The following is a 20,946-nucleotide window of genomic DNA, read 5'->3' on the forward strand; positions in this document are numbered from 1 at the left end:
CGGCGCACTTTAGCGCCGTTTAGAGAATTTTGTCTAGTTTTACCGTGACGTCCAGCTTGCGACGGCGGGACAAATTACCGCTCGCATCCAACCGAAATTACGATTTTGCCGTAAATTCGGCGTAATGACGTTCAATTAGCAGCTTAAATGCTGTAAATCGCGGATAGCCTACAGCGAATTCTTACAGACTGTCGAGCGTATGTTTCAGTTCTTTGGCGTCGACTTCGCCTAATTTTGTCGAGCGAATCTGGCCTTTTGCGTCGATCACGACGGTAAATGGCAGGCCGCCCGCATTATTCCCGAAGCTGCGCGCAAGATCCGCGCCGCCGAAACCGGTGATGTAGACGGGATAGTCGACCTTCACTTTCTGTAGAAAATCGTTGACGTTCTTTTCGCTGTCCACGCCCAGCCCGATGAACGTGATGCCCTTGCTCGCATATTCGCGATGGATGGCTGAGAGTTCCGGCATTTCCTTCACGCACGGTCCGCACCACGACGCCCAGAAGTTCACCACGACCGGTTTCCCCTTGAACGCGGCGAGCGGCTGGGACGTGCCCGCGGCGCCGGGCGGCGTGGCTTTCCAGAGCTGATCGACGGCATTGCCGGAACTGGCGCCCGCCTGGGTGGCCGCCGCGGTGTCGCCGCCGGTGAAGACATGGCCTGCGTAGAAGCCGCCGGCCGTCGCGGCGAGCGCGACCGCGAGAGCCGCGAAAATGCGTGTGGTGTTCATGAGTGTCTAAAAGATGGATCAGCCGCCGATTTCCAGCGGCGGGGCGTCGGGATGATCGAGCAGCGAGCGCACCGCCGCGGCGTTCGCGCGCGCGAGCCGGCCGCGGCCGTCGGCACGCACGGCGCCGCGCAGATCATCGACGCCGTACAGCGCGATGTGCACGCCGATCGGCTCATCGCCACGCGTTCGATGGAGAAAGCTCAGCGTCTCGACGTAGCCGCGCCCCGCGAAATGCCGCGTTTCGGATACGTCGTATTGCACGTTCGCGTTCAGCAGGTAAATCGCGACTTCCTTCGGATTGTCGCAGAAGCATTGCAAGTGAATGTCGGAGTGCTCGCCCGCCGTGCCGTTGAGCACCGCGCCCGTCAGATACGGGTCGAAGGCCTTCAGCTTGTCCATCCATTCGAGCGCGACCTCGCGCATGCGCCGCAGCACTGCGGGCTGGCTGTCGCTCTGGAAAATCGCCTGATACTCGCGGATTTCCTCTTCGATCTGGTCGTTATCGGGCAGGAACTCGCCGCCGATCTTGGTCTCGCCGACCACCTGCTTCGCGGCCTTGCGCTTCGCGGTGGAATAGTCGAGGCCGTCCTCGGCGATCATTCTCGCGGCGGCAATCGCGATTTCCTCGCGCACGCGCTGCGGATCGAAATGTGATTTGCGAACCATGCCGGAATGATACTAGATAACGTCAGGCGGCCTTTTCGGCTCACGCGCGCCGCCGCCGGGGACGCAGGGAGGCTTATCCTGCTCGGTTACAATATGCCCCTTCAGGCGCTTTCCTGCACGGGTTTGTCCCGAGGCGCCGCTTCCTTCGTTTCCGCATCTCAAAATCGCCCGCGCGGCGCGACACGACACGTTTTATGCACATCCACATCCTCGGCATTTGCGGCACCTTCATGGGCGGACTGGCGGTTCTGGCGCGCGAAGCGGGTCACAAGGTCACCGGCTGCGACGCGGGCGTCTATCCGCCGATGAGCACCCAGCTCGAAGCGCAGGGCATCGAACTGATAGAAGGATACGGCGTCGAGCAGTTGTCGCTGGAGCCGGACTTGTTCGTCATCGGCAATGTGGTGACGCGCGGCAATCCGCTGATGGAAGCCATTCTCGATCGCGGCCTGCCGTACACGTCCGGTCCGCAATGGCTCGGCGAGCACGTGCTGAACGGCAAATGGGTTCTCGCGGTGGCGGGCACGCACGGGAAGACCACGACGAGCTCCATGCTCGCGTGGCTGCTGGAAGACGCCGGCATGAATCCGGGCTTCCTGATCGGCGGTGTGCCGCTCAACTTCGGTATCTCGGCGCGTCTGACCGATTCGAGCTTCTTCGTCATCGAAGCGGACGAATACGACACCGCGTTCTTCGACAAGCGTTCGAAGTTCGTCCACTACCGGCCGCGCACGGCGGTGCTGAACAACCTCGAATTCGATCACGCCGACATCTTTCCCGATCTCGCCGCGATCGAAACGCAATTCCATCATCTCGTGCGTACCGTGCCCGGTGTCGGGCGCATCGTCACGAACGGGCGCGAGGATGCGCTCGAACGCGTGCTGACGCGCGGCTGCTGGTCGGGCGTCGAGCGCTTCGGGGTTGATGGCGGGTGGCAGGCCTTGCCCGCCGAGGAAGGCGCGCCCGTCGATGAAACCTTCGCCGTGTACTGGGAAGGCGAGCGTCTCGGTGTCGTCGACTGGCAGGTGCAAGGCGAGCACAACCGCATGAACGCGCTCGCGGCGATCGCGGCGGCGCGCTCGGTCGGCGTGCCGGCGGCGCAGTCGGTAAAGTCGCTTGCGAGCTTCCGCAACGTCAAGCGGCGCATGGAAGTGAAGGGCAGCGTCGAGGGCGTCACGGTCTACGACGACTTCGCGCATCATCCGACCGCCATCGATACGACCATTGCGGGATTGCGCACGCGCATCGGCAAGTCGCGCATTCTCGCCGTGCTCGAGCCGCGCTCCAACACGATGAAGCTCGGCACGATGAAGGCGCAACTGCCCGCGAGCCTCGAGAACGCGGACCTCGTGTTCGGCTACGGCGCGCGCGAAGGCCGCGACAAGCTCGGCTGGGATCTCGCGCAGGCGCTCGCTCCGCTCGGCGACAAGGCGCAGGCGTTCAACGAAATCGAACCTCTGGTGAAGGCGGTGACGGCCGCCGCGCGCCCCGGCGACCACGTGCTCGTGATGAGCAACGGCGGCTTCGGCGGCGTCCATCAGAAACTGCTCGACGCGCTTTCCGCGCGCGGCGCGGGAGGACATTCGTGATTCTCTATCTGCACGGCTTTCGCTCGTCTCCCCAGTCGTTCAAGGCGCGCGTGATGCACGCGCGTCTCGAAGAGCTCGGGCGGCTCGGCGAATGGCAGTGCCCCACGCTGCCGGTGTCGCCGTTCGACGCCATCGTGCTGGCGGAATCCGTCGCGGCGGGTGCGAAGCAGAGCGATGTGACGGTCGTCGGCAGTTCGCTCGGCGGTTATTACGCGACCCATCTCGCGGAAAAACACGGCTGGCGCGCCGTGCTGCTGAATCCGGCGGTGGTGCCGCAGCGCGATCTGAGCCATTTTCTCGGCGAGCAGCCGTTGTGGCACGGCGGTGGCACCATCACCGTGTTGCCGCGTCATCTCGATGAACTGCGCGCGCTCGCGGTCGAGCGGATCACGCGGCCCGAGCGCTACTATCTGATCGCGGCGACCGGCGACGAAGTGCTCGATTACCGCACGATGCTCGACCACTATCCCGACGTGCGGACCACGCTGATCCAGGGCGGCGATCACGCGATCAGCGACTTTCCGGCCTATCTCGCCGATGTCATCGCGTTCTGCGATCAGGCGCCGCCGCCGCTGGTCACGCCTGCAGCCGCGTGAGCCGGGCGTCGGTCCCAATCCATCCACCGGCGCGAATCGCAATGAGCGCGTCCCGGTCCACCGTTTTACGAGAGTATTGAGTGAACGTTTTCTTCGAGGAATCGGGTAGTTTCAAGGCCGGATCGGTGCTGTCCAAACAGGGCGACGCCTTCCAGGTCGAGTTGCCGGGCGGCCGGCGCGCGAAGGTGCGCGCGAAAGACGTGCTGATCGAGTTCGAGAAGCCCGCGGCCGGCGACCTGATGCAGGAGGCCGACGCGATCGCGCAGGAGATCGATCTCGATTTCCTGTGGGAGTGCGCGCCTGACGAGGAATTTCCGTTCGCCGCGCTCGGCGCCGACTATTTCGGCGACAAGTTCGGACCCGCCGAACGCGCCGCGCTGGTTCTGCGCATGCACGGCTCGCCGGTCTATTTCCGGCGCAAGGGACGCGGCCAGTATCAGCGCGCGCCGCAGGAACAGTTGCAGATGGCGCTCGCCTCGCTCGAGCGCAAGCGTCAGCAGGCGCTCGTGCAGCAAGGCTGGGAAGAAGAGCTGAAGGCCGGCAAGCTGCCCGATGCGCTCAAAGGCAAGGCTATCGGCCTGCTCACGAAGCCCGACAAGAACTCCATCGAATACAAGGCGCTCGAAGCAGCGGCGGCGGCGCGCGGCATCTCGCAGGCGCGGCTGATGCTCGAGTGCGGCGGCATCGCTTCGCCGCGTCAGTTGCATGAAGCGAAGTTCCTGTCGGAGCACTTTCCGCATGGCGTCGGCTTTCCGTCGGTGCAGCCGGGCGCGTTGCCCGACGATCTGCCCGAAGCCGATGTCGAAGCCTTCTCCATCGACGACGTCACCACGACCGAAATCGACGACGCCTTCTCCGTGCAGCATCTTTCCGACGGCCGCGTGCGCATCGGCATTCACATCGCCGCGCCGGCGCTGGGCATCGAGCGGGGCGACGCCATCGACGCGATCGCGCGCGGCCGTCTGTCCACGGTCTACATGCCCGGCGACAAGATCACGATGCTGCCCGACAACGTCGTCGACGTGTTCACGCTCGGCGAAGGCGGATTGCGTCCAGCGCTGTCGCTGTACATCATCATCAATCGCGAGACGCAGGAGATCGTCGCGACCGAGACGCGCGCCGAGCGCGTGTTCGTGAAGAGCAATCTGCGTCACAACCACCTCGACGAGCACGTCACCGAGGAAACGCTCGCGGCGGGCACGGGCGAATATCCGCACAAGGAAGACATCGCCATTTTGTGGCCGCTCGCGCAGGCGCTGTTCGAGAAGCGCCAGCAGGCCCGCGCCACCTACGGCCTCAAGCGCGAGGTGCAGCGCAACAACGACTTCAACTTTTATGTCGATGGCGAGCACATCACGATCACGCCGCGCCGTCGCGGCTCGCCGCTCGATCTGATCGTCGCGGAACTGGCGATTCTCGCGAACTCGTCGTGGGGCGCGTTCCTCAACGATCACGGCGTGCCGGGCATCTATCGCTCGCAGCGCGGTTTCGGCGGTCCGGGTCCGAAACGCACGCGCATGCAGACCACGCCCGCGCCGCACGAAGGCCTGGGCGTCGCGCAATATGCGTGGAGCACGTCGCCGCTGCGCCGTTACGTCGATCTCGTGAATCAGTGGCAGTTGCTCGCGTGCGTGCAGCACGGCGTCATGGCAAAGCTCGCCGCGCCCTTCAAGCCGAAGGACGCGGATCTGTTCGCGGTCGTGCAGGGTTTCGACGACACCTACAGCGCGTACGCCGATCACCAGCGTCGCATGGAATATTTCTGGTGTCTGCGCTGGCTGAAGCAGGAAAACAGGCGGCAGGTTCCGGCGTCCGTCATCAAGGACGATCTGGTCCGGCTGGACGAGATTCCGCTAATCCTGCACGTGCCCGGACTCGGCGTGCATGCGCGCGGCACACGCCTGATGCTCGAAGTGATGTCGATCGACGAGCTGACGGTCGAAGCGTCGTGCCGTCTGCTGCACGTGATCGACGCGCCGTCCGCGACGCCGGTCGAGGAAGAGACGGAAGAGGAAATCATCGAGACCGACGATCTCTCCGCCGAGAGCGAGGCGGAAGCGCAGGCCGAGGCGTCGGCGGAAGCGCCTCCGGAAGCACCTGAGCAGTCGTCGGGCGACACGCAGGAATCGACGGAGCCGAGCCGGTCATGAAAGAAAAGTACGCGGTGATCGGCAATCCGATCGAGCACAGCAAGTCGCCCTGGATTCACGCCAGGTTCGCCGAACAGACTGGCGAGCCGATCGAATACGGGCGCATTCTCGGGCCGCTCGACGGCTTCACGCGCGAAGTGAAAAGCTTCATCGCGTCGGGCGGGCGCGGCATGAACGTCACCGTGCCGTTCAAGCTCGAAGCGCACGCGCTCGCGGATTCGCTGTCGCCGCGCGCGGCAGCGGCGGGAGCGGTGAACACGCTCGCATTCGGCGACGACGGCGTGCGCGGCGACAACACCGACGGCGTCGGGCTCGTGCGCGACATCGAGGTGAATCTCGGCGTGAGCCTGAAGGGCGCGCGCATTCTGCTGCTGGGCGCGGGCGGCGCCGCGCGCGGCGTCGTGCTGCCGATCTTCGATCGCGCGCCGGCCTTGCTCACCATCGTCAATCGCACCGCGGCGAAGGCGCATCAGCTCGTCGACCAGTTCGCGCGCAATGCCTCGGAGGCGGGCGTCCGCTTCTCGGGCGGTGGCGCCGACAGCGCGGAAGCGGGCCAGTACGACGTGATCGTCAATGCGACCGCCGGCAGCCTCGACGCCGCCTTGCCCGATTGCGAAGACAGCGCGTTCGGCGCGGGCACGCTTGCCTACGACATGATGTACGGCGCGCAGCCGACCGTCTTCATGCAGCACGCGACGAAGCTCGGCGCGCGCGCATCCGATGGTCTCGGCATGCTGGTCGAACAGGCCGCCGAATCGTTCTTCATCTGGCGCGGCGTGCGCCCGGACGGCGGCGCGGTGTTGCTCGAACTGCGCCGGACGCTGGCCGCGAAAGCCTGATGACTACCGCGCCGCCGGGCAGTCACATGCCATCGGGCGCCGCGCGCACGCGCCGCGCGGTGCGGCTCGGTCCGGCGCGCTGGATTGCGTATGGCGTGTCGGTGCTCGGCATCGCCTTCATCGCGACGCAACTCTATTTCTTCACGCAGATCGGCCTCTGGACGGTGATCAATCCCGGTCCGACGGCCTTCATGCGCTCCGACGCGTGGACGCTCGCGAAGACGCATCCCGGCATCGTGCTGCAACGCACCTGGGTGCCGTATGACCAGATTTCGCGCAATCTGAAGCGCGCGATCATCGCCTCGGAAGACGCGAACTTCGTCAACAACAACGGCTACGAAACCGACGCGATCCTGCAGGCGTGGGAGAAGAACAAGGCGCGCGGGAAGATCGTCGCGGGCGGCTCGACCATCTCGCAGCAGCTCGCGCGCAATCTCTTTCTCTCGCGCGAGAAGAGCTACGTGCGCAAGGCGCAGGAGCTCGCTATCACGTGGATGCTCGAATTCTGGCTGACCAAGGAACGCATTTTCGAGATCTATCTGAACTCGGTCGAATGGGGTAACGGCGTGTACGGCGCGGAAGCGGCGGCGCGCTACTACTACAAGATTCCGGCGGCGAAACTCACGGCCTGGCAGAGCGCGCGGCTCGCCGTCATGCTGCCGCGACCCAAGTATTTCGACGACCATCGCAACGCGCCGTATCTGTCGCAGCGGGCGGGTGTCATCGCGCGCCGAATGGGAGCCGCCGAGCTGCCGCAATGAAATTTAGCTGATCTCGCTAAACATATTAAGGCCCTGATTTATCAGGGCTTTTTTGTTTTCAGAATGCTGTCTATCGTCAGGTTTCCTCCCATTATCTGAGCAGTGCGATCACATATTGAATAATTCAAAGAGCCAGAACTACAATCCGACCAAAGCCTGAAAGGCGCCCGAGCGCAACAGACCGGCGACACGCCGGTGCGCACGCAAAGAACAATGGAGACACGTCATGCATCCGATCGCTCGCCCGCGCTCGCGGGCCTCACTGCACGATTCGTACGCCCGTTCGCTCCGGAACGCCTTCGCATTCGGGCGCGCCGTCCGAAGCGCATCGTGATCGACGAGGACGCCGCGTCATGACCAAATTCCACAGCCCCGAATCCGAAGTCGCCGAAGCGCAGTCCATGCACACGGACGGTCCGCGCGCGAAGCCGAACGGCGCGAGCGCGTCGAAACATGTGCCCGATCCCGACGCCATCGCACTGCCGAGCGCGCTCGTCGACGTGACGCCGCAGCAGGCCGGCACGCAGACGCTCCTGCGCGGCCTCGCGATTCTCGAAGCCGCAGCGAATGGCGCGCGCGATCTGCGCTCGTTCGGCGCCGCGCTCGGCACCACGCGCAGCACGACGCATCGCCTGGTCAGTTCGCTGGTGCAGGCGCGCTATCTTCGGCAAGTGCAGGGCGGCTATCTGCTCGGGCCGAAGCTCATCGAACTGGGCACGATCGCGCTGGAGCAGATGCCGCTCACGACGGTCGCGCGCCCGCATCTGCAGGCGCTCGCCGATCACACGCACGACACCATTCACCTGGGCGTGCGCGACGGCGACGACGTGCTCTACATCGACAAGATTCCCGGCACGCGCGGGCTGGAAATGCGCTCGCGCGTCGGGCACCGCATGCCGCTCGCATCCACCGGGATCGGCAAGGCGATGATGCTCGACCTCGAATCGAACGCGTGGAAGAAACTGCTCGACGCCTCGCATCGCGTGCTCGCCAGGACGAGCTTCAAGCCGGACAACCGTCCCGACTTCGACACCTTTCTGCAACGCATGACGCGCTACTCGCAAGGCGGCTTCACCTTCGATCTCGAAGAGAACGAGGCGTCGATCCGCTGCGTCGCCGCGCCCGTGCGCGATGCGTCGGGCGCGATCGTGGCGGCGTTGTCGGTGGCGAGCACGATTCCTTATATGCCCCACGAACGCATGGAAGAACTTATTCCGGTCGTGCAGCGCGAGGCGCGCGCGATCTCCGAGGAACTCGGCTGGCGCGCGCCGCAGGCCGCCCGCAGGATCAAGCGATGAACGCATCTGCCGTCAAGCCCGCACTGATCGCGCTCGACTGGGGCACGACCTCGCTGCGCGCGTATCTGCTCGGCGCGGACGGACTCGCGCTCGACTCGCGCGCGTCGTCGGCGGGGCTCATGAATCTGCCTGCCGGCGGATTCGATCAGACCTTCGAGGAAGTCTGCGGCGCATGGCTCGACGCGCACCCGCAGCTTCCGGTGATCGCGGCGGGCATGGTCGGCAGCGCGCAGGGCTGGGTGGAGGCGCCGTATGTCGACACGCCCGCGGGCGTCGATGCGCTCGTCGCCGGCATCGTCACGGTGAAAGCGGCGCGCGGTACGACGGTGCGCGTCGTGCCGGGCGTGCTCGAACGCGGCGTGCTGCCCAACGTGATGCGCGGCGAGGAAACGCAGATTTTCGGCGCGCTGGCGAGCGAGCCGGCGCTCGCTGGTAAAGAGGGCGCACTGATCGGCTTGCCGGGCACGCATGCGAAATGGGCGTTCGTCGCCAATGAGCGGATCGAGCGCTTCTACACCTTCATGACCGGCGAGACTTTCGGCGCGCTGCGCGATCACACGATCCTCGGCCGCACGATGCATCCGAGCGCGACGCACGACGAAGCGGCGTTTCTGCGCGGCGTCGATACGGCGCGCGATGCCGGTCATCCCGGCGTGCTCGCGACGATCTTCAGCACGCGCACGCTCGGGCTGACCGGACAACTTACGGCCGAGCAGCAGGCGGATTACCTGTCGGGTTTGCTGATCGGCCACGAACTGCGCGGCCTGAATGAAGTGCTCGGACGCGACCAGTCCTCGCTCGCGGGCAGAACGCTGCGCCTGATCGGCAGCGACGCGCTGTGCGAGCGTTATCGCGCCGCGCTCGCGCGCTTCGGCTGCCAGGACGCACGCACCGTCGCGCACGCCACCGAGCGCGGCCTTTACCGAATCGCCGCGCAGGCCGGGCTGGTCCCCGCGCCGCATGCGCCCGCGCGCGCCACCTGAGATGGAGTGACAAACGATGCAGCCTCCCATCAATCTGCCAGCGCCCTACGGCATGCACGCCGGTCTCGCGAAGGCATTCGCCGCGTGTCCGCTGATCGCGATCCTGCGCGGCGTGACGCCGTCCGATGCCGCTGATCACGGCCGCGCGCTCTATGAAGCGGGCTTTCGCATCATAGAGGTGCCGCTCAATTCGCCGCAGCCGTTCGACAGCATCGCGGCAATCCGCCAGGCGCTGCCCGCCGAGGCGATTGTCGGGGCGGGAACGGTGCTGCATCCGAGTTACGTCGACAGCGTGAAGGCCGCGGGCGGCGAACTGATCGTGATGCCGCACAGCGACGCCGATGTCGTGCGCGCCGCGAAGGCGCAAGGTCTCGCGTGCGCGCCGGGTGTGGCGACGCCGAATGAGGCGTTCCTCGCGCTCAAGAACGGCGCGGACGTGCTGAAGATGTTCCCAGCCGAGCAGCTCGGCCCGTTGGTGACGAAAGCGTGGCGCGCGGTGATCGCGAAGGAAGTGCCGCTCGTCCCGGTCGGCGGGATCGCGCCGGACAACATGGGCCCCTTCCTCGCGGCGGGCGCGAACGGCTTCGGGCTCGGTTCCGCGCTGTACAAGCCGGGCCAGGGCGTGGAGGCGACCGCGCGCAACGCGAAGGCGTTCATCGACGGGCTCGCCATGGCGCGAGGCGAAACGAAATGAACCGGCTCGCCGGCAAGGTCGCGATGGTCACGGGCGCGGGACGCGGCATCGGCGCCGCGATCGCGCTGGCGTTCGCGCGCGAAGGCGCGCGCGTCGCACTGGCGGAACTGGACATGGCGACCGCTTCGGAGACGGCGCGGCGCATCGGCCAGGAAACCGGCGCGGACGTGATCGCGGTGGAAACCGACGTGACGCGGAGCGCATCGGTGAAGCAGGCCGTCGAGGCGACCGAAACGAAGCTCGGCCCGCTCGACGTGCTCGTGAACAACGCGGGCATCAACGTGTTCTGCGACCCGCTCACGATGACCGACGACGACTGGCGCCGCTGCTTCGCCGTCGATCTCGACGGCGTGTGGAACGGCTGCCGCGCGGTGCTACCCGGCATGGTGGAACGCGGGCGCGGGAGCATCGTCAATATTGCGTCCACGCACAGCTTCAAGATCATTCCCGGCTGCTTTCCGTATCCGGTGGCCAAGCACGGCGTGATCGGACTGACGCGTGCGCTCGGCATCGAATACGCGCCGAACAACGTGCGCGTGAATGCGATCGCGCCGGGTTACATCGAAACGCAACTGACGCTGGACTGGTGGGACTCGCAAGCCGACCCGCAGGCCGCGCGCCAGGCGACGCTCGATCTTCAGCCGATGAAGCGCATCGGCCAGCCGCGCGAAGTCGCGATGACGGCGGTGTTCCTCGCATCGGATGAGGCGCCGTTCATCAACGCGAGCTGCATCACGGTGGATGGCGGTCGTTCCGCGCTCTACCACGATTAGACGAATCAGAAGAATGACGCACTGGCCGCGGTGCGACATGTCATCACAAAGAAAAAACACACGGCCAACCCAACCTTCGTAGCGCCCGCGCGCGGGCATTGTTCGACATCGGAAAAAGTCGGGAGACAAAAAATGAAACGCAGACTGTTCCTCACGCTGATCGCCGCCGCCACGGCAACGAGCGCGTCCATGATCGCGGCGCCCGTGGCGCAGGCCGCCGACGAGGTCAAGATCGGCTTCCTCGTGAAGCAGCCGGAAGAGCCGTGGTTCCAGGACGAATGGAAATTCGCGGAAATGGCCGCGAAGGAGAAGGGCTTCACGCTCGTGAAGATCGGCGCGCCGTCGGGCGAAAAGGTCATGAGCGCGATCGACAACCTCGCCGCGCAGAAGGCGCAGGGCTTCATCATCTGCACGCCGGACGTGAAGCTCGGGCCGGGAATCGTCGCGAAGGCGAAGGCCGACAAGCTCAAGATGATGACCGTGGATGACCGTCTGGTCGACGGTTCCGGCAAGCCGATCGAGTCGGTGCCGCACATGGGCATCTCGGCGTACAACATCGGCAAGCAGGTGGGCGACGGCATCGCCGCTGAGATCAAGAAGCGCGGCTGGGACATGAAGGATGTCGGTGCGATCGACGTGACTTACGAGCAGTTGCCGACCGCGCACGACCGCACGGCCGGCGCCACCGACGCGCTCGTCGCTGCGGGCTTCCCGAAGGCGAACATCGTCGCTGCGCCGCAGGCCAAGACCGACACCGAGAACGCGTTCAACGCCGCGAATATCGCGCTCACGAAGAACCCGAAGTACAAGCACTGGGTCGCCTACGGCCTGAACGACGAAGCCGTGCTCGGCGCGGTGCGCGCGGCCGAAGGCCGTGGCTTCAAGGCCGACAACATGATCGGCATCGGTATCGGCGGATCGGACTCGGCGCTGAACGAGTTCAAGAAGCCGAACCCGACGGGCTTCTTCGGCACCGTGATCATCAGCCCGAAGCGTCACGGCGAGGAGACATCCGAGCTGATGTACGCGTGGATCAAGGACGGCAAGGCGCCGCCGCCGCTCACGCTGACGACCGGCATGCTGGCCACGCGCGACAACGTCTCGCAGGTGCGCGAGCAGATGGGTCTCGCGTCGAAGTAAGTTCGTGCGAGGTAAAGCGGGCCGCTGTACATGCGGCCCGCGCTTCGGTAACAAAGGAGGCGATGTGTCAGCGACGCTGCGTTTTGACAATATCGGCAAGGTGTTTCCAGGCGTGCGCGCGCTCGACGGCGTGTCGTTCGACGTCAACGCCGGCGAAGTTCACGGTTTGATGGGCGAGAACGGCGCGGGCAAATCGACCTTGCTCAAGATTCTCGGCGGCGAGTATCAGCCCGATTCGGGGCGCGTGCTCATCGACGATCAGGAAGTGCATTTCGCGAGCGCGGCCGCTTCGATCGGCGCGGGCATCGCGGTGATTCACCAGGAATTGCAGTACGTGCCGGATCTGACCGTGTCCGAGAACCTGCTGCTCGGCGCGCTGCCGAACCGGCTCGGCTGGGTGAACAAGCGCGCGGCGAAAAAGCACGTCGCAGAACGGCTTACGGCGATGGGCGTCGATCTCGATCCGAACGCGAAGCTGCGCAAGCTTTCCATCGCGCAGCGGCAGATGGTCGAGATCTGCAAGGCGCTGTTGCGCAATGCGCGCGTGATCGCGCTCGACGAGCCGACTTCATCGCTGTCGCATCGCGAAACGGAAGTGCTGTTCAAGCTCGTGCGCGATCTGAAGGCCGACAAGCGCGCGCTGATCTACATCTCGCATCGCATGGACGAGATCTACGAGTTGTGCGACGCGTGCACGATCTTCCGCGATGGCCGCAAGATCGCGTCGCATCTCGCGCTCGCGGACGTGCCGCGCGAGACGCTCGTGCAGGAGATGGTCGGCCGCGAGATCAGCGACATCTATAACTATCGCGAGCGTCCGCTGGGCGACGTGCGTTTCTCCGTGAAGAACGTGCTGGGCGATGCGCTTTCCGCTCCCGTGAGCTTCGAGGTGAAGCGCGGCGAGATCGTCGGATTCTTCGGTCTGGTGGGCGCGGGCCGCAGCGAGCTGATGCATCTCGTCTACGGCGCGGACAAGAAGAAAGACGGCGAGATTCAGCTCGACGGCAAGCCGATCAAGGTGCGCAGCACGGGCGAGGCGATTCGCCACGGCATCGTGCTGTGCCCGGAGGATCGCAAGGAAGAGGGCATCGTCGCGATGGCGACGGTCGCGGAGAACATCAACATCTCGTGCCGGCGTCATTACCTGCGCGGCGGTCTGTTTCTCGATCGCAAGAAGGAAGCGCAGACGGCTGACCGCTTTATTCAGTTGCTGAAGATCAAGACGCCGAGCCGCAAGCAGCGCATCCGTTTTCTGTCGGGCGGCAATCAGCAGAAAGCGATTCTGTCGCGCTGGCTCGCGGAGCCGGACCTTAAGGTCGTGATTCTCGACGAACCGACGCGCGGCATCGACGTGGGCGCGAAGCACGAGATCTACAACGTGATCTATCAGCTGGCGGAACGCGGCTGCGCGATCGTGATGATCTCGTCGGAATTGCCGGAAGTGCTGGGCGTGTCGGACCGGATCGTCGTGATGCGGCAGGGGCGGATCGCCGGCGAATTGCCGCGCGGGAAGGCGAGCGAACAATCGGTGTTGAGCCTTGCGCTGCCGCAGGCTGAAACCGTTGCGCAGGCAGCATAAGGACAAGAGGAGCGAATCATGGAAGCAAGAGAAAACATCGTGGGGCAGGCGACGGAAACCGTCGCGAACGCGCTGATCCCGCAGAAGAGCGATAAACAGAAGTGGTGGCAGCAGATCACGGAGTACAGCCTGATCGTGATCTTCATCGTGATGTTCCTGACGATGTCGCTGACGGTCGATCACTTCTTTTCGATCGAAAACATGCTGGGTCTCGCGCTGTCGATTTCGCAGATCGGCATGGTCGCCTGCACGATGATGTTCTGCCTGGCGTCGCGCGATTTCGACTTGTCGGTGGGGTCGACGATCGCCTTCGCCGGCGTGCTGTGCGCGATGGTGCTGAACGCGACGGACAACACGTTCATCGCGATCATTGCGGCGGTTGCGGCGGGCGCGGTGATTGGCTTCGTGAATGGCGCGGTGATCGCGTATCTGCGGATCAACGCGCTGATCACGACTTTGGCCACGATGGAAATCGTGCGTGGGCTTGGGTTCATCGTGTCGCATGGACAGGCGGTGGGCGTGTCGTCGGATACGTTCATTGCCTTGGGCGGTTTGTCGATGCTCGGGATTTCCCTGCCGATCTGGGTCACGCTTGCGTGCTTCATCGTTTTCGGCGTATTGCTCAACCAGACTGTTTATGGGCGGAACACGCTGGCTATCGGTGGGAATCCTGAAGCTTCGAGACTTGCGGGTATCAATGTGGAGCGCACGCGCGTCTGGATCTTCTTGATTCAGGGCGCGGTCACCGCGCTGGCGGGCGTCATTCTCGCTTCGCGGATTACGTCGGGGCAGCCGAATGCGGCTCAGGGCTTCGAGCTGAACGTGATCTCGGCTTGCGTGCTCGGCGGGGTTTCGTTGCTGGGCGGAAGGGCTACGATCTCGGGCGTCGTGATCGGGGTGCTGATCATGGGCACCGTCGAGAACGTCATGAATCTTTTGAATATCGATGCGTTCTATCAGTACCTTGTTCGTGGGGCGATTCTGCTGGCTGCTGTGCTGCTCGATCAGTTGAAGAATCGCGGATCGCGGGATTGATGGGTTTGGGGCGCGCGTGGGCTTCTCGTGGAAGCCCACGCGCAAATCAAAAGCAAAGAGACAACCAATGGCAATAGCACCGAAACTAGCCCGCTACCCCAGCCTGGAAGGCAAAACCGTGCTGATCACCGGCGGCGCCACCGGCATCGGCGAGGGCTTCGTCGAACACTTCTTCGATCAAGGCTCGAAGGTCGCGTTCTTCGACATCGACACGAACGCGGGCGAAGCGCTGGCAGACCGGCTCGGCGCAGCCTTGCAGCCAAACCAGACGCGCCCGATGTTTCTCAACGTCGACCTGACCGACATCGACGCCCTGCGAAACGGCATTGAAGACGTGCGAGCGGCATTCGGCCCGATCGGCGTGCTCGTCAACAACGCCGCCAACGACAAACGCCACGCGATCGAAGACGTCACGCCCGAGTCCTACGATGCGGGCATCGCGGTCAACATCCGTCACCAGTTCTTCGCGGCTCAGGCCGTGATCGCCGACATGAAGCGGGCGGGCGGCGGCTCGATCATCAATCTCGGCTCGATCAGCTGGATGCTCAAGCAAGGCAACTTCCCCGTCTACACGACGTCGAAATCCGCCGTGCAAGGTATGACGCGCGGCCTCGCGCGCGACCTCGGCAAGTTTGGCATTCGTGTGAACACGCTCGTGCCCGGCTGGGTCATGACGGAAAAGCAAAAGCGCCTGTGGCTCGACGACGCCGGCAAGGAAGCCATCAAGCAAGGCCAGTGCATCGACGGGGAGCTGCTGCCCGTGCATCTCGCGCGCGCGGCGCTGTTCCTCGCCTCGGACGACAGCAGCATGATCACCGCGCAGGACATGATCGTCGACGGAGGATGGGCATGAACGCCACGCTGCTGATCGATTCCCAGTGCTCGCTCGGCGAAGGCGCGACGTGGTGTGCCGCGAGCGGCGCATTCTGGTGGACCGACATCGAAGGCAAAAAGCTCTGGCGCCACGATCCGCGCGACGGCAAAAGCGCATCCTTCGACATGCCCGAGCGCCTTGCCTGCTTCACGCCCTGCGCCGATGCGCGCTTTCTGCTGCTCGGTCTCGCATCGCGGCTCGCGTTCTACGAGATCGCCACGGGCAACATCGAAACCATCATGGAAGTCGAAGCCGATCTGCCCACGCGGCTCAACGATGGCCGCTGCGATCGGCAGGGCCGCTTCGTGTTCGGCACGAAGCACGATGTGGACGATGCCGAAGCGATCGGCGGCTTCTATCGGCTGAACGCCGATCTTTCGCTCGAACGGCTGCCGCTCGGCGATTGCGCGATCTCGAACAGCATCGGCTTTTCGCCCGACGGCGCGACGATGTATTACTGCGATTCGCCTACACGCCAGATCCGCGCGTGCGACTATGCGAGCTTCGCCAATGACCGCGTATTCGTCGAACTGAGCGATGCGACCGGCGTGCCGGACGGTTCCATAGTCGATGCCGAAGGCGGCCTGTGGAACGCGCAGTGGGGCGGCGCGCGCGTCGTGCGCTACGCTCCCGATGGACGCGAGACGGCGCGCATCGACGTGCCGACCGCGCAGCCGAGTTGCGCCGCATTCGGCGGCGCGGACTTCGGCACGCTGTATGTGACGAGCGCGCGCATCGGTCTGGACGATGCCGCGCTCAAAAGCGATGTGCACGCGGGCGGCGTGTTCGTCGCGACGCCCGGCGCGCGCGGCCTCGCCGAAGCCGTATTCGCGGGCAAGGCGTAAGGAAAAAACAACGAGGCGGCGCGCGCTCGACGCGCCACCCGACACGTCCCGGCCGCGCCGGGTTTTTCGCCTCTCGATGGAGCACGAGTCATGGCTGTTGCGCGCACAGAGCAAAGACCGAATCCTGCATCGACCACCACGGCTCAGGCGAACGCTCGCCGCTCGAGGCTGGCCGCCGCGGCCGAACCGCCGATACGCCCCGGTCCGAGCACCGCGGTCGTCGCCATTGGCGGGGCCAGCGCCAATGGCTGCGTGACGCTCGCCAACGCGCATCTGCGGCTGGAACTCGCGCCCGCGCTCGGCGGCGGCATCACGCGTTTCGACTGGCGTCACGAAGGCGCGCTCGTGCCGATCTTCCGGCCCTGCGCCGATCCCGGTCCGAATACCGATCCGAACCAGCTCGCGTGTTATCCGCTGCTGCCGTATTCGAACCGCATCGGCAATGGCCGATTCGAATTTTCCGGACGCGCGATCGACGTGCCATGCAATCGCGCTGGCGAACCGCTGCCGCTGCATGGCGACGGCTGGCTCGATGCATGGACCGTGGCCGAGGAAGAGGCGGGGCGCGTGCGCATGACGCTCGAACGCAACGCCGGCAAGCCGTATTCGTTCCGCGCAGCGCAGACCTGCACGCTCGACGAAGCGACGCTCGTCGTCACGCTCGACGTGCAGAACACCGGCGACGAAGCGCTGCCCTTCGGCCTTGGGCTGCATCCGTTCCTGATGCGCGAGCCGGACACGGAGCTTTCGGCGGCGGCGGGCGGCGTGTGGCTCTGCGGCGATGACTGGCTGCCGGTGCGCCACGTGCCGACGCCGCCCGCATGGCAATTCGGCGTTGCGTATCCGATGCCGTCGGAAATGGTGAACAACGCGTTCACCGGATGGAGCGGCCGCACGAGCGTGCTGTGGCCGGCCCGGCGGCTGTCGCTGACGATCGCGGCGGACACGGATTACTACGTGCTTTACGCGCCGCCCGGCGAGGATTTCTTCTGCTTCGAACCGGTCGATCACCCGATCAACGCGGTGAATCTGCCGGGCGGCGGCGAAGCGCACGGCATGACTGTGCTCGCGCCGGGCGAGCGTTTGTCGCGCGAATTCCGCTTCACGGTCGAGCGCACCGGCGAAGCGGCGCGGCGTGGACGGCCGCGCACGCGGGCAGGCGCGAAGGCGCGCGCGAGAAACGCGTCGCGCTGACGCCGACCCGGGAACCGATGCCACGCACGTTAAAATGCGTGGCATCGACGTTCTCACAGACTTCCCCGCCATGTCCTTCATCGAATCTCTCAACGCCGCGTGGACGCGCACGCAATCGCTGCTGTGCGTCGGCCTCGATCCCGAGCCGGCGAAGTTTCCCGGCGCATTGAAAGGCCGCGCCGACGCGATCTTCGAATTCTGCAAAACCATCGTCGATGCGACCGCGCCGTACGCGTCGTCGTTCAAGCCGCAGATCGCGTACTTCGCGGCGCATCGCGCGGAAGATCAGCTTGAAGCGCTGATTGCGCACATTCATGAGCAACATCCCGGCATTCCGGTGATTCTCGACGCCAAGCGCGGCGATATCGGCAGCACGGCCGAGCAGTACGCCAAGGAAGCTTTCGAGCGCTACCGGGCCGACGCGGTGACGGTCAATCCGTACATGGGCTTCGATTCGATCGAGCCGTATCTCGCGCACGAAGGAAAGGGCGTGATCGTGCTGTGCCGCACGTCGAACCCGGGCGGCTCCGATCTGCAGTTCCTGACGACCGACGGCAAGCCGCTGTATCAGGTGGTCGCGTCGCTCGCGGCGCAGAAGTGGAACGCGAGCGGCCAGCTCGGTCTGGTCGTCGGCGCGACGTTCCCGAAGGAAATCGAAACGGTGCGGGGAATCGTCGGCGACATGCCGCTGCTGATTCCGGGCATCGGCGCGCAAGGCGGCGATGTCGAGGCGACGGTGCGCGCGGGCCGCACTGCCAACGGCGCGGGCATGCTGATCAACTCGTCGCGCGCGATCATCTACGCGGGCAAGGGCGACGATTACGCGCAAGCCGCCGCCGACGCGGCCAAGAAGACGCGCGATTCGATCAATCAATATCGGTGAAAGAGAAGGCGCGGGCTCACCGCTCGCGCTGATCCAGAAACTCCAGTAGCTTGCGCAGCGCATGGGTCGCGGCCTGCGTGCGCACCTGCTCGCGGTCGCCCTTGAAATGCTGCGTCTCGACGCCGGTATGCAGACGGTTGCTCCATCCGAAGCACACCGTTCCGACCGGCTTCGCCTCGCTGCCGCCCGCCGGGCCTGCAACTCCTGTGATCGACACCGACACCTGCGCGCGGCTGTTGCGCAGCGCGCCCTCGGCCATCGCGCGCGCGACGAGTTCGCTCACCGCGCCATGCTGCTCGATCGTCGCGGCGGGCACGCCGATCATTTCCGTCTTGGCCAGATTCGAATAGGTGACAAAGCCGCGCTCGAACCACGCGCTGCTGCCGGCAATATCCGTGATCGCGGCGGCGACCATGCCGCCCGTGCACGATTCGGCGGTTGCGAGCATCAGCCGTTCGTCGCGCAGCTTGTTGCCGACTCGAATCGCAAGCTGGTGAACCACGGTGTCGGTTGGCATGACGGTTTCTCTGCGAGTAGGGTCGAAAATCGAGGGACGAAAGTCAGACGGTCGTGCGCCACAGGGCGATCACGAGCAGCGAGAAGAACGCCGCGACGAGATCATCGAACATGATGCCGAAACCGCCTTTCAAACGGCGGTCGAAATAGCGGATGGGCGGCGGTTTCACCATGTCGAAGAAGCGGAACACGATGAACGCCCACAACTGCCCGGTGAACGTGGCTGGCGTAACGAGCAGCAGCACCAGCCAGAACGCGACGATCTCGTCCCACACCACCGGCGACGGATCGTCGATGCCCATCTTCTTGGCGGTGAAGCCGGTGAACCAGCATCCGGCGATGAAGCCGACGACGATCAGCGCGCCCCATTCCGCGACCGTCAGATGCGGATTGAGCGCGACGAACGACGCCCATGCGAACAGCGTGCCGGCCGTTCCGGGCGCAACCGGCGACAGCCCGCTGCCGAAGCCGAGCGAAAGAATGTGGAGCGGATGGGTGAGCATGAAGCGCGCGCTGGCGCGGCGCGGCTTGGCGCGCGGCGCGTCCGGCTTGGCGCGCGGCGCGTCCGGGTTGGCCGCAAGCGTGGGGTCAGTCTGCATGGAAATGGTCGAAGCCTTGCAACATCAGGGAGAGCGGTGCGCCCGAGGCATCGCGCCAGGCGATTCCCGGCGCACCGGATGATTCGATTGTACCGATGCGCGTGAGCGGCACTTGCACGCGTATCGCGATATCCGCGAGCGTGTCTCGCGCCGACGGCGGCGCGGTGAAACAGAGCTCGTAGTCGTCGCCGCCCGCGAGCGTGCACTGGCGGCGCGCGGACTCGGGCAGCGCGCGCACGGCCTCCGAGCACGGCACCGCGTCGGCATCGACGATGGCGCGCGCGCCGGAGCGCTTGAGGATGTGCATCAGATCACCGGCGAGGCCGTCGGAGATATCGAGCGCCGCGCGCGCGACGCCGCGCAACGCGAGACCCAGCGCGACGCGCGGTTCGGGGAATTCCAGCGCGCGCCGCCATTCGGCGCCTTCGGCCGCATGCCATTCGCCGCGAATCGCGCCAAGACCTGCACGCGCGTCGCCCAGGGTGCCGGACACGTAGATGTCGTCGCCGGGCATTGCGGCATCTCGTCGCAGAGCCGCGCCGTACGGCACGTCCCCGAATACCGTGATGCAGATGTTGAGCGGCCCGCTCGTCGTGTCGCCGCCCACGAGCGCGCAATCGAAGCGCTGCGCGAGGTCGAAGAGGCCATTGCTGAACGCTTCGAGCCACGCCTCGTCCGCACGCGGCAACGCGAGCGCAAGCGTGAACGCGTGCGGCGCGGCGCCCATCGCGGCGAGATCGGACAGGTTCACCGCCAGCGATTTATGGCCGAGCGCATAAGGATCGACATCGGGGAAGAAGTGGCGGCCTTCGACCAGCATGTCCGTCGAAATGGCGAGCTGGTGCCCGGCGGGCGGCGCGATCAGCGCGCAGTCGTCGCCAATGCCGAGCGGTCTTGCTGCGGCATCGTCATGACGAGGCGCGGGCGCCGTCGCGCGGCGGGCGAAGAAGCGGTCGATCAAGGAAAACTCGGAGAGCATCGTCGGCGAAAAATCGTTTTCTTGTGCGCTGCAAGATGAAAGCGGAACGCTTCGAAAGAAGCTCGAAGACGCCCGCGTCGTGTCTCGAAAAAATCGATCGATGCCCCGTGAGCCTTGTCCGGCAGGGGGATCAGCCGTTTTCCAGTCATGGCACTTGTAGCCTAAATGCACGGACCGCGGTCCGAAACGGTCCCCGATTGGCGCTACAATGCGTTCGAATCTC

21 protein-coding genes are annotated in these 20,946 nt (G+C 65.2%); 16 read left to right on the top strand and 5 right to left on the bottom strand.

Annotation, left to right across the window (positions count from 1 at the left end):
- Positions 1 to 181 precede the first annotated feature (181 nt).
- Complete coding sequence (locus AWB79_RS28275; RefSeq protein WP_061170760.1) at positions 182 to 730, bottom strand: TlpA family protein disulfide reductase; 549 nt, start codon at positions 728 to 730, stop codon at positions 182 to 184.
- 18 nt (positions 731 to 748) lie between these two features.
- A complete protein-coding gene (locus AWB79_RS28280) occupies positions 749 to 1,396 on the bottom strand; it encodes a hypothetical protein (RefSeq protein WP_061170761.1) in 648 nt (215 codons plus the stop codon).
- Between the two features lie 194 nt (positions 1,397 to 1,590).
- On the opposite strand from AWB79_RS28280, the gene mpl reads away from it, so the two are divergent.
- From mpl to pyrF, 16 genes are all read left to right on the top strand, one after another.
- Positions 1,591 to 2,985: a UDP-N-acetylmuramate:L-alanyl-gamma-D-glutamyl-meso-diaminopimelate ligase gene (mpl, locus tag AWB79_RS28285; RefSeq protein ID WP_061170762.1), complete on the top strand. Its 1,395-nt coding sequence runs from the start codon at positions 1,591 to 1,593 to the stop codon at positions 2,983 to 2,985.
- Complete coding sequence (locus tag AWB79_RS28290; RefSeq protein ID WP_061170763.1) at positions 2,982 to 3,581, top strand: YqiA/YcfP family alpha/beta fold hydrolase; 600 nt, start codon at positions 2,982 to 2,984, stop codon at positions 3,579 to 3,581. Before mpl ends, AWB79_RS28290 begins: the two co-directional genes overlap by 4 nt.
- An 80-nt stretch (positions 3,582 to 3,661) precedes the next feature.
- Positions 3,662 to 5,731, top strand: coding sequence for a ribonuclease catalytic domain-containing protein (locus AWB79_RS28295; RefSeq protein WP_061170764.1), 2,070 nt, complete (start codon positions 3,662 to 3,664; stop codon positions 5,729 to 5,731).
- Positions 5,728 to 6,570 (top strand): shikimate dehydrogenase, encoded by an 843-nt coding sequence (aroE, locus tag AWB79_RS28300; protein WP_061170765.1) that lies wholly within the window; start codon positions 5,728 to 5,730, stop codon positions 6,568 to 6,570. Before AWB79_RS28295 ends, aroE begins: the two co-directional genes overlap by 4 nt.
- Positions 6,570 to 7,331: a monofunctional biosynthetic peptidoglycan transglycosylase gene (mtgA, locus tag AWB79_RS28305; RefSeq protein ID WP_232471052.1), complete on the top strand. Its 762-nt coding sequence runs from the start codon at positions 6,570 to 6,572 to the stop codon at positions 7,329 to 7,331. The genes aroE and mtgA overlap by 1 nt, the downstream gene beginning before the upstream one ends.
- A gap of 353 nt (positions 7,332 to 7,684) precedes the next feature.
- The gene (locus AWB79_RS28310) at positions 7,685 to 8,629 is read left to right on the top strand and encodes an IclR family transcriptional regulator (protein WP_061170766.1); all 945 of its coding nucleotides are present in this window, start codon (positions 7,685 to 7,687) and stop codon (positions 8,627 to 8,629) included.
- A complete protein-coding gene (locus AWB79_RS28315) occupies positions 8,626 to 9,612 on the top strand; it encodes a 2-dehydro-3-deoxygalactonokinase (protein ID WP_061170767.1) in 987 nt (328 codons plus the stop codon). Before AWB79_RS28310 ends, AWB79_RS28315 begins: the two co-directional genes overlap by 4 nt.
- A 16-nt stretch (positions 9,613 to 9,628) precedes the next feature.
- A complete protein-coding gene (locus AWB79_RS28320) occupies positions 9,629 to 10,306 on the top strand; it encodes a 2-dehydro-3-deoxy-6-phosphogalactonate aldolase (protein ID WP_061170768.1) in 678 nt (225 codons plus the stop codon).
- Positions 10,303 to 11,079 (top strand): SDR family oxidoreductase, encoded by a 777-nt coding sequence (locus AWB79_RS28325; RefSeq protein ID WP_061170769.1) that lies wholly within the window; start codon positions 10,303 to 10,305, stop codon positions 11,077 to 11,079. The genes AWB79_RS28320 and AWB79_RS28325 overlap by 4 nt, the downstream gene beginning before the upstream one ends.
- Positions 11,080 to 11,211: 132 nt before the next feature.
- Positions 11,212 to 12,219 (top strand): arabinose ABC transporter substrate-binding protein, encoded by a 1,008-nt coding sequence (locus AWB79_RS28330; RefSeq protein WP_061170770.1) that lies wholly within the window; start codon positions 11,212 to 11,214, stop codon positions 12,217 to 12,219.
- A 64-nt stretch (positions 12,220 to 12,283) separates the two neighbouring features.
- Positions 12,284 to 13,798 (top strand): L-arabinose ABC transporter ATP-binding protein AraG, encoded by a 1,515-nt coding sequence (gene araG, locus AWB79_RS28335; protein ID WP_061170771.1) that lies wholly within the window; start codon positions 12,284 to 12,286, stop codon positions 13,796 to 13,798.
- Between the two features lie 18 nt (positions 13,799 to 13,816).
- Entirely contained in the window at positions 13,817 to 14,833 is a 1,017-nt protein-coding gene (araH, locus tag AWB79_RS28340; RefSeq protein WP_061170772.1) for an L-arabinose ABC transporter permease AraH, read from the top strand.
- A gap of 67 nt (positions 14,834 to 14,900) precedes the next feature.
- Positions 14,901 to 15,686 (top strand): SDR family NAD(P)-dependent oxidoreductase, encoded by a 786-nt coding sequence (locus AWB79_RS28345; RefSeq protein WP_061170773.1) that lies wholly within the window; start codon positions 14,901 to 14,903, stop codon positions 15,684 to 15,686.
- Positions 15,683 to 16,552 (top strand): SMP-30/gluconolactonase/LRE family protein, encoded by an 870-nt coding sequence (locus tag AWB79_RS28350; RefSeq protein ID WP_374728570.1) that lies wholly within the window; start codon positions 15,683 to 15,685, stop codon positions 16,550 to 16,552. Before AWB79_RS28345 ends, AWB79_RS28350 begins: the two co-directional genes overlap by 4 nt.
- 90 nt (positions 16,553 to 16,642) lie before the next feature.
- Positions 16,643 to 17,746: an aldose 1-epimerase gene (locus AWB79_RS28355; protein ID WP_061170775.1), complete on the top strand. Its 1,104-nt coding sequence runs from the start codon at positions 16,643 to 16,645 to the stop codon at positions 17,744 to 17,746.
- Between the two features lie 70 nt (positions 17,747 to 17,816).
- Entirely contained in the window at positions 17,817 to 18,629 is an 813-nt protein-coding gene (pyrF, locus tag AWB79_RS28360; RefSeq protein WP_061170776.1) for an orotidine-5'-phosphate decarboxylase, read from the top strand.
- Positions 18,630 to 18,645: 16 nt separating this feature from the next.
- On the opposite strand, the gene pncC is transcribed toward pyrF, so the two are convergent.
- The 3 genes from pncC to thiL are packed head-to-tail and all read right to left on the bottom strand — an operon-like array spanning position 18,646 to position 20,723.
- Complete coding sequence (pncC, locus tag AWB79_RS28365) at positions 18,646 to 19,146, bottom strand: nicotinamide-nucleotide amidase (protein ID WP_061170777.1); 501 nt, start codon at positions 19,144 to 19,146, stop codon at positions 18,646 to 18,648.
- Between the two features lie 43 nt (positions 19,147 to 19,189).
- The gene (locus AWB79_RS28370) at positions 19,190 to 19,744 is read right to left on the bottom strand and encodes a phosphatidylglycerophosphatase A family protein (RefSeq protein WP_198399114.1); all 555 of its coding nucleotides are present in this window, start codon (positions 19,742 to 19,744) and stop codon (positions 19,190 to 19,192) included.
- The gene (gene thiL, locus AWB79_RS28375; RefSeq protein ID WP_061170778.1) at positions 19,734 to 20,723 is read right to left on the bottom strand and encodes a thiamine-phosphate kinase; all 990 of its coding nucleotides are present in this window, start codon (positions 20,721 to 20,723) and stop codon (positions 19,734 to 19,736) included. Before thiL ends, AWB79_RS28370 begins: the two co-directional genes overlap by 11 nt.
- Positions 20,724 to 20,946: the final 223 nt, after the last annotated feature.

It is taken from the genome of Caballeronia hypogeia (genome assembly GCF_001544875.2).
GTDB classification, from domain to species: Bacteria; Pseudomonadota; Gammaproteobacteria; order Burkholderiales; family Burkholderiaceae; genus Caballeronia; species Caballeronia hypogeia.

What these genes read in the sequence shown, in the direction of transcription:
- AWB79_RS28275 (WP_061170760.1), bottom strand. Translation starts at nt 730, where the DNA reads ATGAACACCACACGCATTTTCGCGGCTCTCGCGGTCGCGCTCGCCGCG.
- AWB79_RS28280 (WP_061170761.1), bottom strand. Translation starts at nt 1,396, where the DNA reads ATGGTTCGCAAATCACATTTCGATCCGCAGCGCGTGCGCGAGGAAATC.
- mpl (WP_061170762.1), top strand. Translation starts at nt 1,591, where the DNA reads ATGCACATCCACATCCTCGGCATTTGCGGCACCTTCATGGGCGGACTG.
- aroE (WP_061170765.1), top strand. Translation starts at nt 5,728, where the DNA reads ATGAAAGAAAAGTACGCGGTGATCGGCAATCCGATCGAGCACAGCAAG.
- mtgA (WP_232471052.1), top strand. Translation starts at nt 6,570, where the DNA reads ATGACTACCGCGCCGCCGGGCAGTCACATGCCATCGGGCGCCGCGCGC.
- AWB79_RS28310 (WP_061170766.1), top strand. Translation starts at nt 7,685, where the DNA reads ATGACCAAATTCCACAGCCCCGAATCCGAAGTCGCCGAAGCGCAGTCC.
- AWB79_RS28315 (WP_061170767.1), top strand. Translation starts at nt 8,626, where the DNA reads ATGAACGCATCTGCCGTCAAGCCCGCACTGATCGCGCTCGACTGGGGC.
- AWB79_RS28320 (WP_061170768.1), top strand. Translation starts at nt 9,629, where the DNA reads ATGCAGCCTCCCATCAATCTGCCAGCGCCCTACGGCATGCACGCCGGT.
- AWB79_RS28325 (WP_061170769.1), top strand. Translation starts at nt 10,303, where the DNA reads ATGAACCGGCTCGCCGGCAAGGTCGCGATGGTCACGGGCGCGGGACGC.
- AWB79_RS28330 (WP_061170770.1), top strand. Translation starts at nt 11,212, where the DNA reads ATGAAACGCAGACTGTTCCTCACGCTGATCGCCGCCGCCACGGCAACG.
- araH (WP_061170772.1), top strand. Translation starts at nt 13,817, where the DNA reads ATGGAAGCAAGAGAAAACATCGTGGGGCAGGCGACGGAAACCGTCGCG.
- AWB79_RS28345 (WP_061170773.1), top strand. Translation starts at nt 14,901, where the DNA reads ATGGCAATAGCACCGAAACTAGCCCGCTACCCCAGCCTGGAAGGCAAA.
- AWB79_RS28350 (WP_374728570.1), top strand. Translation starts at nt 15,683, where the DNA reads ATGAACGCCACGCTGCTGATCGATTCCCAGTGCTCGCTCGGCGAAGGC.
- AWB79_RS28355 (WP_061170775.1), top strand. Translation starts at nt 16,643, where the DNA reads ATGGCTGTTGCGCGCACAGAGCAAAGACCGAATCCTGCATCGACCACC.
- pyrF (WP_061170776.1), top strand. Translation starts at nt 17,817, where the DNA reads ATGTCCTTCATCGAATCTCTCAACGCCGCGTGGACGCGCACGCAATCG.
- pncC (WP_061170777.1), bottom strand. Translation starts at nt 19,146, where the DNA reads ATGCCAACCGACACCGTGGTTCACCAGCTTGCGATTCGAGTCGGCAAC.
- AWB79_RS28370 (WP_198399114.1), bottom strand. Translation starts at nt 19,744, where the DNA reads ATGCAGACTGACCCCACGCTTGCGGCCAACCCGGACGCGCCGCGCGCC.
- thiL (WP_061170778.1), bottom strand. Translation starts at nt 20,723, where the DNA reads ATGCTCTCCGAGTTTTCCTTGATCGACCGCTTCTTCGCCCGCCGCGCG.